Source organism: Salipiger bermudensis HTCC2601 (genome assembly GCF_000153725.1).
Lineage (GTDB): Bacteria > Pseudomonadota > Alphaproteobacteria > Rhodobacterales > Rhodobacteraceae > Salipiger > Salipiger bermudensis.
The window spans coordinates 2,424,844-2,435,617 of sequence record NZ_DS022276.1 but is presented as its reverse complement, the minus strand read 5'-3'; the positions used below and the strand labels follow the sequence as shown (position 1 = coordinate 2,435,617).

Here is a 10,774-nt window from a genome sequence, read left to right as displayed (position 1 = left end):
GCCGCCCAATAGTCTTACTTGTACTTGCCGGTGTAGACGGGCTCGGTCGTGATCGGCTCCGGATCGACGACAACGAACTCTTCTTCCTGCTGGCCGCACGCGGCGAGACCGAACAGACCAAGCATTGCAAGCACTTTGATGCTCTTGGACATCTTATTCTCCTGTCACATTCTACGGAACCGACATGAGCCTTCGGCCCTGCCCGTCCTCGTTCCGAGGTTTCGATTGCTTGGGTGCAATCAATCCCCAACATAGCCCAAAGTTTTGCGGGACAATATCGAACATGCGCGCATAGGTCGATTTGTGGCTCGAAAGCCTCATAGATGAGCGGATCTAAGCTTCTGCCTGCAAGATATTGTGGGAGCATCAGAAAGCCTCCCAGATGCAGCGGTCGTCGCTGACCGAGTAAGCCTCGAAATATTGGATGACGTCGGGGCTCGCCACGCCGAATTCGACGGGAGCCGCCATCAGCGAGATCATCACGCGTGACGGACGCGGGCCAAGCTCGGAGAGCCTCGGCAGCGCGTAGTCCTGGCACAGCAGGTCCATGTCCCCCGACACCTCGGAGAACGGGCGCGGCGCATCGCCGCCGATCTCGGGGGCAACGAAGCGGAAGCGGTAGACCAGCCCCGCCCCGACAGGCTCGTCCCAGATCATGTCGTGAAACGTCACGGGCATGCCCGATGGCACGGCGACGGCATCGCCCATGGCCGGCAGGGACGAGGCGGAAAACAGCACAAGCGCGGCCCAGGCACTCATCTCGACCACCTCACCCAGCGGCGACGGTTGTCATCGTCGTGCAGGACCGCAGCGAGCCGCGCCTCGGCGAGGGCGCGCGGCGCGGACGTGTCGAGCTGGCCGCCGGCGCGCAGCAGGGTCGCGCCGTCGACCTCGCGCACCGAAACGCAGGGCGAGAAGCCACGCAGGGATTGCAGCGCACGCCAGAGATCCTGGCGCACCTGATGCGCCAGCCGGGCCTTGCGGCCAACCGGCGGCAGCCGCGTCTCGACACTCAGGTCGAAACGCGCTGGCCAGCGACGGGCGAGGATCAGCTCACCCTCGGTCTCATGCGTATGCCAGCCCTTGCGGCGCATGGCTCCCCTCCCCCAAGGCACGCTGCTCAGAGCGGGATATTGTCGTGCTTCTTCCACGGGTTGCTGAGCGTCTTGTTGCGCAGCATGGCGAAGGCACGGCTGACCCGGCGGCGGGTCGAGCGCGGCTGGATCACCTCGTCGATGAAGCCGCGTTCCGCCGCCACGAATGGGTTGGCGAAGCGATCCTCGTAATCCGCGGTGTGCTTGGCGATCTTCTCGGGATCGCCAAGGTCGGCGCGGTGGATGATCTCGGTCGCCCCCTTGGCGCCCATCACCGCGATCTCGGCTGTGGGCCAGGCGTAATTCACGTCACCGCGCAGGTGCTTGGAGCTCATCACGTCATAGGCGCCGCCATAGGCCTTGCGGGTGATCACGGTCACCTTCGGCACCGTCGCCTCGCCATACGCGAAGAGCAGCTTGGCGCCGTGCTTGATGACGCCGCCGTATTCCTGCCCGGTGCCCGGCAGGAAGCCCGGCACGTCGACGAAGGTCAGGATCGGGATCTCGAAGCAGTCACAGAAGCGCACGAAGCGCGCAGCCTTCTTCGAGCTGTCGATGTCGAGGCAGCCGGCGAGCACCATCGGCTGGTTCGCAACCACGCCCACGGTCTGCCCTTCGAGCCGGATGAAGCCGGTGATGATGTTCTTGGCGTGCTCTTCCTGAATCTCGTAGAAATCGCCCTCGTCCGCGACCTTCAGGATCAGCTCCTTCATGTCGTAGGGCTGGTTGGCGTTTTCCGGGATGATGGTGTCGAGCGAGCCTTCCACCCGCGCCACATCGTCGAAGAACGGCCGCACCGGCGGCTTCTGGCGGTTGTTGAGCGGCAGGAAGTCGACGAGGCGGCGCACTTCCGCCAGTGCCTCGACGTCATTCTCGAAGGCGCCATCGGCGACCGAGCTCTTCTTGGTGTGGGTCGAGGCGCCGCCAAGCTCCTCGGCGGTCACCACCTCGTTGGTCACGGTCTTCACCACGTCGGGGCCGGTGACGAACATGTAGGAGGTGTCCTTCACCATGAAGATGAAGTCGGTCATGGCGGGCGAGTAGACCGCGCCGCCGGCACAGGGCCCCATGATGACCGAGATCTGCGGGATCACGCCGGAGGCCTCGATGTTGCGCTGGAAGATCTCGGCATAGCCGGCAAGGCTGTCGACACCTTCCTGAATGCGGGCCCCGCCCGAGTCGTTCAGGCCGATGACCGGCGCGCCGTTCTGCATCGCCATGTCCATGATCTTGCAGATCTTCTGCGCGTGGGTGGCCGAGACAGAGCCGCCCAGAACGGTGAAATCCTGGCTGAACACATAGACCATGCGGCCGTTGATCGTGCCCCAGCCGGTGACCACGCCGTCGCCATAGGGACGGTTCTTCTCCATGCCGAAATCGGTGCAGCGATGAGCGACGAACATGTCGTATTCCTCAAAGCTGTCCTCGTCGAGCAGCAGCTCGATGCGCTCGCGCGCGGTCAGCTTGCCCTTGGCGTGCTGGGCGTCGATGCGCTTCTGACCACCGCCGATCCGGGCGCCGGCGCGCCGCTCTTCCAGTTCGTGCAGAATGTCTTTCATGGCCGTCCCTTTCCTTTGCCGAGACCATACAGAGGCCCGATGCTCGCTCAAGTCAAATTCGGCAAATTTGCAAAGGCGGGAAAGCCCCTTTTGCGCAAATTGCATAACTGCAAAACACGCGCCAGCAAATCGTTCCCGAATGGACAAGGCCCCGTTTCGGTCCTACCCATCCGTACATGGAAAATCCGCCCAAGGTCCGGTTCCTGGATCAAACCACACCGCCACATATTGTCACACTGATCCTGCTCGCGGGGCTCTCGGCGCTGGCGATGAACGTCTTCCTGCCGTCGCTGCCCAAGATGACGGCGCACTTCGAAACCGAATACCGCGTTATGCAGCTCTCGGTTGCAATCTATCTCGCGGTCAACGCGGCACTTCAGATCGTGATCGGGCCGATTTCCGACAAGTTCGGGCGCCGTCCGGTGATTCTCTGGGGCGTCGCGCTGTTCCTGCTGGCGACGCTGGGCTGCATCTTCGCCCCCAACATCACCGTCTTCCTCGCCTTCCGGATGTGTCAGGCGGTGATCGTCACGGCGATGGTGCTGAGCCGCGCGGTGGTGCGCGACATGGTCCCGCAGGACCAGGCCGCCTCGATGATCGGCTACGTGACGATGGGCGTCGCGGTGGTGCCGATGATCGGCCCGGTGATCGGCGGCGTGCTCGACGAGATCTTCGGCTGGCAGTCGACCTTCTGGATGCTGTTCCTGCTCGGCGCGGGCATCCTGTGGATGAGCTGGCGCGACCTCGGCGAAACCTCGGTCTCGCGTGGCCTCTCGCTGGGGCAGCAGTTCCGGGAATATCCCGAGCTGTTCCAGAGCCCGCGCTTCTGGGGCTACGCGCTGACCTGCGCCTTCTCCTCGGGCGCCTTCTTCGCCTATCTCGGCGGCGCGCCCTTCGTCGGCACCGAGGTGTTCGGCCTGTCGCCCGCCGCGCTCGGCTTCTTCTTCGGCGCACCGGCGGTGGGCTATTTCGCCGGCAACGGGCTGTCGGGCAAGCTGTCGGCCCGGGTCGGCATCAACAAGATGATCTTCTGGGGCTGCATCCTCAACGCCTCCGGCCTCGGCATGGCGCTGCTGGTCTTCGCGGCGGGCTTCCAGTCCGAGTGGACCTTCTTCGGCTTCATGACCTTCGTGGGCCTCGGCAACGGCATGACCATTCCCAACGCAACCGCCGGCGCGTTGTCGGTACGGCCGCACCTCGCGGGCACCGCCTCGGGACTCTCGGGCGCGATCATGATCGGCGGCGGCGCGGCGCTCTCGGCGCTCGCCGGCGCCCTTCTGCAGCCGGGCACGGGCGCCTGGCCGCTGCTTTGGCTGATGTTCCTGACCGGCGTCGCCTCGATCGTGTCGATCCTGCTGGTGCTGCGCCGCGAAAAACGCCTCGCGGGGCTCGGCACGCTCTGAGACTGCGCCTTTCGCGGAACGGGGTTTGACGGCCCCGCCCTGCGCACCGATTATCCGCCGGACGCCCCGGCGGAGACCGATCTTGCCCCAGCCCTTCCCCCGTTCCGAATTCGAGGCCCGCTGCGCCACCGCGCAGGCGGCCATGGCGCGCGAGGGCATCGCTGCGATGCTGCTCACCAGCGAGCCGGATCTGCGCTATTTCACCGGATTCCTTACTCGCTTCTGGGAGAGCCACACCCGGCCGTGGTTCCTGCTCGTCCCGGCCAGCGGCAAACCGGTCGCGGTGATCCCCGCCATCGGCGCCGAGCTGATGGCGCAGAGCTGGCTCAGTGACATTCGCACGTGGACCTCCCCCGACTACGACGACGACGGCGTCACGCTCTTGGCCGAGACGATCCGCGAGCTGGTCCCGGACGGCGCGCGCCTTGGCGTGCCGCTGGGTCGCGAGACCGCGCTGCGCATGCCGCCCGCCGACTGGGACAGGCTTTGCGCCCTGATCGGAGACCGCCCGCGCCACGATGTCTCGGCCCTGTTGCGGACGCAGCAGGAGGTCAAATCCCCCGCCGAGATCGCGCTGATCCGCGAAACCTGCGCCATCGCCGGCCGCGCCTATGCAAGGCTGCCCGAACTGCTCACTCCCGGTGTCACGCTGGCGCAGGTGTTCCGCCGCTTCCAGATGCTGCTTCTCGAGGAGGGCGCCGACTGGGTGAGCTACCTCGCCGGCGGCGCGGCACGGGGAGGCTATGGCGATGTCATTTCGCCAGCCGACGACCGCCCGCTCGCGCCCGGAGACGTGCTGATGCTCGACACCGGCGCGGTGCGGCAGGGCTATTTCTGCGATTACGACCGCAACTGGGCGGTCGGCCATGCCACGCCCGAGGTGCAGGACGCCCACCGCCGCCTGCACGACGCCGCTCTCGCCGGCTTCGAGGCCGCCCGCCCCGGCGCCACTTGTGCCGACCTGCACCGCACCATCGTAGGCGCGCTTGGGCAGGATCCCGGCGGGCGCGTCGGTCATGGCCTTGGGATGCGGCTCACCGAGTGGCCCTCGCTGATTCCCGCCGACAACACCGTGCTGCGCCCCGGCATGGTGATGTCGCTCGAGCCGTGGCTGCCCCTTGGACCGGGCCTGATGCTCGTGCACGAGGAGAATATTGTGATTGGTGAGAACGGAGCCGAGTGGCTCTCCCCCCTGGCCCCGCGCGAGATCCCGGTGATCGACTGACCCATGATCCGCTAGCCGGGCCGGGCTCCGGGACGTCGGCAAATTGCGCCGAAACCGCCACAATCTGAGCCAAGTGGCGCCCGAATGCCTGTCTATCCACGTTGCCAGACCGCGACCGCCTCCCGGGCCGGAGCGCGGCAGTGGGTTTACAAGGATTGAGGCGGGGCAGCCGGATGAGAGATTACGCAACACCGTTTGACAGCGACCTGATGGACGGCGACCTGCGCGGCGGGCTCGACCTGCTCGAGCCTGCGCTCCGCGAGGACCGCCAGCCGATGGGCGAACCGCGGGTGGCCGTGATCCTGCCCTGCTACAACGAGGCTGCGGCGATCGGACAGACCGTGCGCCAGTTCCGCGCCGCCCTGCCCCGCGCCGAGATCTACGTCTACGACAACAACTCCACCGACAACACCGCCGAGATCGCCCGCGAGGCCGGCGCCGTCGTCCGCCGCGAGCCCCGCAAGGGCAAGGGCAACGTGGTGCGCCGCATGTTCGCCGACGTCGAGGCCGACGTCTACGTCATGGCCGATGGCGATGCGACCTACGACGCGCCCAGCGCGCCGGCGATGATCGCGCGGCTTTGCGAAGGCGGGCTCGACATGGTCAACGGCGCGCGCCGCAGCACCGACGAGGCCGCCTACCGCGCCGGCCACAAGTTCGGCAACCGCCTCCTCACCGGTCTGGTGCGCCGCCTGTTCAGCCGCCAGTTCGACGACATGCTCTCGGGCTACCGCGTGTTCAGCCGCCGCTTCGTCAAGAGCTTCCCCGCCCTGTCGCAGGGCTTCGAGATCGAGACCGAGCTGACCGTGCACACCTTGCAGCTGCGCATGCCCGCCGACGAAATCGAGACGCCCTACTACGCCCGCCCCGAGAACTCGACCTCCAAGCTCTCGACCTGGTCCGACGGCTTCCGCATCCTCAAGATGATCGGCCTGCTGGTGAAGGAAGAAAAGCCCATGCAGTTCTTCTCGGCGGTCGCGGCGCTGCTCTTCCTGCCCTCGGCCGCGGTGTTCCTGTCGGTCCTGAGCGAGTTCCTCGACACCGGCCTGGTCGCGCGCTTCCCCTCGCTCTTCGTGTCGCTCTCGGGCATCGGGCTGGCGGCGCTGTCGCTGGTCTGCGCGGTGATCCTCGAGACCGTGGCTCGCGGCCGCCGCGAGGCGCGCTACATGACGTACCTGCAGATCCCCGGCCCGCACAGCTGAGGCAGGTCGCGGGGCGATGCGGTCAGCGGTGAAGAATATGGCGCGAGCTGAGGAAGTTCACCACCATGCCGGCAGCGGTCGCGGGCACCAGCGCCAGCACCGGCTGCGCGGCGGCGGCCTCGCTCAGACGCAGCGCCAGCAGGAAGGTGGCGTAGTTGATCGCGAGACCCAGCCCCATGGCGAGGATGTAGCGCAGGAACTCACCCAGCGAGGCACGGGTCGAGGTGCGGAAGGTCATGGTCCGGTTGATCGCCCAGGTCGTGAGCACCGCCGCCACGAAGGACGGCACCCGCGCCAGCCCGGGCGACAAGCCCAGCCCCAGCAGCGCCGAGAGCACGCCCGCATCGATGCCGAACCCGGCCAGCCCGGCCAGCGCAAAGCCACCGAGATGGCGCCGCCGCTCGCCGGCGGCCGTCTGTCGGGAGCGCTCGGACACGGGCACCTCGCGGTTGCGGATGGCACCGATATGCGCCGCCCTGCCCGCTTCGATCAAGGCCGGAGCGCCCCGCGCCCCGGCCGCTGTGGCGACCCCGCCACGAGCGTTTGCCGCGCTGCCCCCGGCGCATCACCCCGTTAACGAGTCAGAACCGTCAGAGCCGTCAGAATGACCCAGCAGACCGACACGCACAGCCCGCTCCTCCGCTGGCTGCCCCTCATCGCCTTTGCCTATGTCGCGTTCGTGACGCTGGCCCGGGCGCCCGCCGCCTCCGAGCTGCTCTACGCGCTCGGCAACGACTCCGCGATGCGGCTGGTAAGCGTTCGCGACCTGCTCGCCGGTCAGGGCTGGTTCGACCTGACCCAGAGCCGGCTCGGGCTCGAGGGCGGGTTCGAGATGCACTGGTCGCGGCTGATCGACACCCCCATCGCCGGACTGGTGCTGTTTTTCGACCTGTTCACCGATCGCCTTCAGGCCGAGATCCTCGCCATCACGATCTGGCCCCTGCTGATGCTTGCCGCCGTGATCGCGCTGGTGACCCGGATCGGCACCGCCCTTGGCGGCGCAGTCGCGGGCCCGGTCTCCGGGGCACTGGTCGCCGGCATGTTCTGGGGCGATGCCCGCTTCCTGCCGGGTGCCATCGACCATCACAACGTACAGGTCGCGCTGCTCCTGCTGCTGCTCTGGGGCGTGATCGACCGCCGCGTGCTGCCGGTGATTGCGGGGCTGGCGCTGGCCGCAAGCCTTGCCATCGGAGTCGAAACCCTGCCGCTGCTGGCGCTCTGCACCTTCGGCATGGCAGGGTTCTGGCTGGCCAACGGTGTCGCGGAGCGCGGCCCGGTGCTGCGCTTCGCGCTCGGCGCGGTCGGCGGACTGGCGCTGCTCTTCCCCGCCCTCGCCCCGGCCTCGGCCTATCTGGGCGGCTATTGCGACGCCTTCTCGATCGACCTCGCGCTGCCGGTCGCGCTTGGTGTGGGCGCGATGGCACTGGCGGCGGCATGTGTCTCCGACCGCCCCCTCAAGACCCGCGCCGGCGTGCTCCTTGGCCTCTTCGCCGCCGTCGGTGCCCTGACGCTTGCCGCCACGCCCGCCTGCCTGTCGGAGCCCTACGGTGCGCTCGACCCCTATCTCGATGCCCGCTGGATGGCCTTCGTGCGCGAGGCCCGCAGCCTTGCGGACCTAATCGCGACCGATGCCGAGCCGTTCCTCTTCGGCTATTACCTGCTCGGCCTCGCGGCGTTCGGGCTGGCGCTGTCCCACGCGTGGCGCAAACGCAGCGGCGCCTGGCTTCTGATCGGCGTGCTGCTCAGCTCTGCCTTGGCCATCGGCAGCTACCAGCTGCGCGGCGTCTTCGTGCTCACCGCGCTCTCGGCCCCGGTGCTGGGCGTCACCACGGCAGAGCTGCACCGTGCCTGGCGCGACGGGCGCGGCACCAGCCGCGGCCTCGCGGCGCTGGCCTGCGCGCTGCTCGCCCTCCCGATGAGCTGGGTACAGCTCGTCACCGGCGCCGAGACGCTGGCGGACCATGTCGCCCGCCCCGCCAACGCGGCCCCCGCCGCGCCGGATCATGACGCGCAGGCCTGCTTCACACCCGGCGCCATGGCCGCGCTCGCCGCGCTGCCGAAGGGCGTGGTGTCGGCGCCGTCGAACTTCGGCACCCACGTGCTCCTGCACAGCGGCCACCGCACGCTCTCGGCGCCCTATCATCGCAATCAGGACGGGATGCGCGCGCAGCTCGAAATCACGCTCGCCGCAACGCCCGAGGCCGCACAGGCCGCGCTCGTCAGGCATGGCATCGACTACATGCTGGTCTGTCCCGGCGATCCGGAGCTGACCACCCTCGCCAATGCGGGCTTCGACGGCTTCGGCCACGCGCTGGAAGGCGGCGCGGTGCCCGGCTTCCTGACAGCGATTCCGACCGGTGACAGCGAAAGCGCCCTGCGCATCTACAAGGTGAACTGAGCCCGGCTTGTCGCGGATGCCGGGGCGATACCGTCAGTGGTCCAGCCTTTGGGGGGTCGGTTTGCAGGCTCCGAGGATCGACATGCCCGGCGGTGTTGAGGCTTCAGCCATCTGCATGGTCGCCGCGATGAATATCGTGAACGCCAACTGGGATGTGTCGCGGCCGGCAAGCGCTAGCCCATAACCGATTGATCTTCAAGCCACTTTCCCGAGATTCAGCTTTGCGCCCGAGGGGCGCGAAGCCATGCGCATGGCACCAGCGACCAGCGCAAGCCAAAGCGACGGACAACATCTTACGCGCCAAGGCGCGACAGGTTGAGAAATGGGGAAACCCAGACAGGGCGGACCCCGGCAAGGCCGGAGGGCCGGTTTGCCCGAAGGCTCACTCACCGATGTTCGGAGAGAATGGTGCGGTCGAGAAGACTCGAACTTCCACGGGAGTTACCCCACAGCGACCTCAACGCTGCGCGTCTACCAATTCCGCCACGACCGCACTGTCCTGACTTGGTGAGGGGCTCTCTACAAAAGCCTGCAGGGGATGAAAAGAGGGAAATGCATCCGCGCGCAGATTTTTTCGCGCACCCCCTCAAACGCAGCGCGGCGGGCCGTTTCGAACCCGCCGCGACACCATGGGTTATCGGAGCCCGATCACTCGGAGATGCTGAACACCGGAAGGCCCGCCTGGGTGACTTCCGGGGCACTGTCGCCTGCCGACGCATTGCCACCCAGCATCATCGACGCCTTGCGCAGCAGCCCGGCACGCTCGGGCTGGCCGGGGCCGAAGACCGGTGTGGCACCGCCGTCGAGCGAGGTCAGCGCCTGATCGTACCACCCGACCGCGAGATCCTCGCGCTGGGTGGCGCCGAAGCCCTGGCTCAGGTGGTGGCCCATCAGCTCGGCGTAAGGGCCCTTGCCCAGCGCCACCAGCATCAGCGCCGCACCCATGGCGGTGCCCATGTCATCGGACTTGTAGCCGGAGGCGAGGCAGATCTGCGCCGTCTTCTCGAGCTGCGCCGGGGACATGCCGGTGGAGAGTACGAACTGCCCCACGCTTTGCAGCACCTGATCGCGCGGCTGCAGCGAGACCGACGCGACCTGCTCCTTCAGCAGCGCCCCGAAGGTGGCGCACTGATCGGCGATCTGCTGCTGGCTGGCGCCCTGCACCTGCCCCATCAGCGTCTCGCCGGCCGAAATCGCATAGGTCCGCGCGAGGCAGAGCTGCTCTGCCATCGCTGCGCCGGCGTCGGTCAGCGTCTCGGCGGTGATGTAGCCGCCATTCGTGGAGGTCACGAGGCTGACGGTGTTGCAATGCGAGGCCAGCGAGGCCTCGGTCGGGCTGCTGTCGCCACCGAAGAAGTTGGGCAGAGCCGGGCTTGCGTTGACGGCCGCGGTCGTGGCGGGCACTGCAGGAACCGCCGACGGCACCGGGGCGGCGGCCATCTGCGTGCCCGGCGCCGGACGGATCCCCTGTGGCACCGGCACGGCGGGCGCCACCGCGGCCATCGTGCCGCTGCCCTCTGTCTTCGAGCAGGTGCCGCGGGTGCAGGTGAACATCGCCGGCGTCACGTTGAAGGCCTGGAAGTCGTTCCGCTCGTAGCCGTCCGGGGTCGAGGCGAAGACCCGCACCATGCAGCTCTGGGCGCTGCACCAGAAGGCCGAGCCGGTGACCGAGGTGTCGACGATATAGTCGGTCTGGCCATCGCCGTTGATGTCCGAAAGCTGGATGAAACCGCTGCGCTGCACCAGCTGCTCGGCGGTCGGGTCCGAGCTCTTGGCGATCTCGTTCACGGCGGCGGCGACGACGCTGGGCAGGCCGTAGTGGCCGCCGATCGAGGAGGTCGCACTGCGCCCGCCGCCATTCATCTGCTCGTCGCGATAGGCCACGAGCAGCCC

Annotated in this window: 10 protein-coding genes and 1 tRNA gene; 4 read left to right on the top strand and 7 right to left on the bottom strand. The window is 67.7% G+C overall.

All coding sequences use genetic code 11. From position 1 onward, the window contains the following. Positions 1 to 14: 14 nt before the first annotated feature. From R2601_RS26990 to R2601_RS11610, 4 genes are all read right to left on the bottom strand, one after another. A complete protein-coding gene (locus R2601_RS26990) occupies positions 15 to 152 on the bottom strand; it encodes a hypothetical protein (protein ID WP_007798398.1) in 138 nt (45 codons plus the stop codon). 214 nt (positions 153 to 366) lie between these two features. Next, positions 367 to 759, bottom strand: a complete 393-nt coding sequence (locus R2601_RS11620; protein WP_007798396.1) for a DUF6497 family protein — start codon at positions 757 to 759, stop codon at positions 367 to 369. Then, on the bottom strand, positions 756 to 1,094 hold the full coding sequence (locus R2601_RS11615) for a hypothetical protein (RefSeq protein ID WP_007798393.1): 339 nt from the start codon (positions 1,092 to 1,094) through the stop codon (positions 756 to 758). The genes R2601_RS11620 and R2601_RS11615 overlap by 4 nt, the downstream gene beginning before the upstream one ends. Positions 1,095 to 1,120: 26 nt before the next feature. Continuing rightward, positions 1,121 to 2,653: an acyl-CoA carboxylase subunit beta gene (locus R2601_RS11610; RefSeq protein WP_007798391.1), complete on the bottom strand. Its 1,533-nt coding sequence runs from the start codon at positions 2,651 to 2,653 to the stop codon at positions 1,121 to 1,123. 176 nt (positions 2,654 to 2,829) lie between these two features. Between R2601_RS11610 and R2601_RS11605 the strand changes: the two genes are divergently transcribed. The 3 genes from R2601_RS11605 (at position 2,830) to R2601_RS11595 (ending at position 6,483) form a co-directional block, all read left to right on the top strand. After that, positions 2,830 to 4,056, top strand: coding sequence for a multidrug effflux MFS transporter (locus tag R2601_RS11605; protein WP_007798386.1), 1,227 nt, complete (start codon positions 2,830 to 2,832; stop codon positions 4,054 to 4,056). 82 nt (positions 4,057 to 4,138) lie between these two features. Beyond that, a complete protein-coding gene (locus R2601_RS11600) occupies positions 4,139 to 5,281 on the top strand; it encodes a M24 family metallopeptidase (protein ID WP_007798383.1) in 1,143 nt (380 codons plus the stop codon). 173 nt (positions 5,282 to 5,454) lie between these two features. Continuing rightward, positions 5,455 to 6,483: a glycosyltransferase family 2 protein gene (locus R2601_RS11595; RefSeq protein WP_007798381.1), complete on the top strand. Its 1,029-nt coding sequence runs from the start codon at positions 5,455 to 5,457 to the stop codon at positions 6,481 to 6,483. Positions 6,484 to 6,505: 22 nt separating this feature from the next. Here R2601_RS11595 and R2601_RS11590 read toward each other — a convergent pair whose 3' ends face one another. Further along, positions 6,506 to 6,976: a GtrA family protein gene (locus tag R2601_RS11590; protein WP_007798379.1), complete on the bottom strand. Its 471-nt coding sequence runs from the start codon at positions 6,974 to 6,976 to the stop codon at positions 6,506 to 6,508. Between the two features lie 111 nt (positions 6,977 to 7,087). On the opposite strand from R2601_RS11590, the gene R2601_RS11585 reads away from it, so the two are divergent. Continuing rightward, the gene (locus R2601_RS11585; RefSeq protein WP_007798377.1) at positions 7,088 to 8,881 is read left to right on the top strand and encodes a hypothetical protein; all 1,794 of its coding nucleotides are present in this window, start codon (positions 7,088 to 7,090) and stop codon (positions 8,879 to 8,881) included. A gap of 406 nt (positions 8,882 to 9,287) precedes the next feature. On the opposite strand, the gene R2601_RS11580 is transcribed toward R2601_RS11585, so the two are convergent. Both R2601_RS11580 and R2601_RS25485 read right to left on the bottom strand, forming a co-directional pair. Continuing rightward, a tRNA-Leu gene (locus tag R2601_RS11580) sits at positions 9,288 to 9,374 on the bottom strand. A 155-nt stretch (positions 9,375 to 9,529) separates the two neighbouring features. Continuing rightward, positions 9,530 to 10,774: hypothetical protein (locus tag R2601_RS25485; protein ID WP_007798374.1), on the bottom strand; the 1,245-nt coding region annotated here is incomplete at its 5' end.

What these genes read in the sequence shown, in the direction of transcription:
- R2601_RS11585 (WP_007798377.1), top strand. Translation starts at nt 7,088, where the DNA reads ATGACCCAGCAGACCGACACGCACAGCCCGCTCCTCCGCTGGCTGCCC.
- R2601_RS11615 (WP_007798393.1), bottom strand. Translation starts at nt 1,094, where the DNA reads ATGCGCCGCAAGGGCTGGCATACGCATGAGACCGAGGGTGAGCTGATC.
- R2601_RS11620 (WP_007798396.1), bottom strand. Translation starts at nt 759, where the DNA reads ATGAGTGCCTGGGCCGCGCTTGTGCTGTTTTCCGCCTCGTCCCTGCCG.
- R2601_RS26990 (WP_007798398.1), bottom strand. Translation starts at nt 152, where the DNA reads ATGTCCAAGAGCATCAAAGTGCTTGCAATGCTTGGTCTGTTCGGTCTC.
- R2601_RS11595 (WP_007798381.1), top strand. Translation starts at nt 5,455, where the DNA reads ATGAGAGATTACGCAACACCGTTTGACAGCGACCTGATGGACGGCGAC.
- R2601_RS11605 (WP_007798386.1), top strand. Translation starts at nt 2,830, where the DNA reads ATGGAAAATCCGCCCAAGGTCCGGTTCCTGGATCAAACCACACCGCCA.
- R2601_RS11610 (WP_007798391.1), bottom strand. Translation starts at nt 2,653, where the DNA reads ATGAAAGACATTCTGCACGAACTGGAAGAGCGGCGCGCCGGCGCCCGG.